The sequence below is a fragment of the Paenibacillus sp. J31TS4 genome (assembly GCF_018403265.1).
Classification (GTDB): domain Bacteria; phylum Bacillota; class Bacilli; order Paenibacillales; family NBRC-103111; genus J31TS4.
The window spans coordinates 1-255 of sequence record NZ_BOSI01000040.1; the positions used below are offsets into that span (position 1 = coordinate 1).

General features: G+C 52.9%; 1 rRNA gene. It reads right to left on the minus strand.

Annotation, left to right across the window (positions count from 1 at the left end):
- A 23S ribosomal RNA gene (locus KJS47_RS23905) occupies positions 1 to 255 on the minus strand; the annotation flags it as partial.

A 255-nucleotide genomic window follows, 5' to 3' on the forward strand; every position in this document is an offset into this window, starting at 1 on the left:
TCTCTTCCTACCTACCTGTGTCGGTTTACGGTACGGGCACCTTCTCCCTGGCTAGAGGCTTTTCTCGGCAGCTTGAGATCAAGTTCTTCGGTACTTAAATTTCCCTCCCCATCACAGCTCAGCCTTACGATGCGCGGATTTGCCTACGCACCAGCCTTACTGCTTGGACAGACGCTTCCATCCGTCTGCAACTCTACCCTTCTGCGTCACCCCATTGCTCATAACGGTTCACGGTGGTACAGGAATTTCAACCTG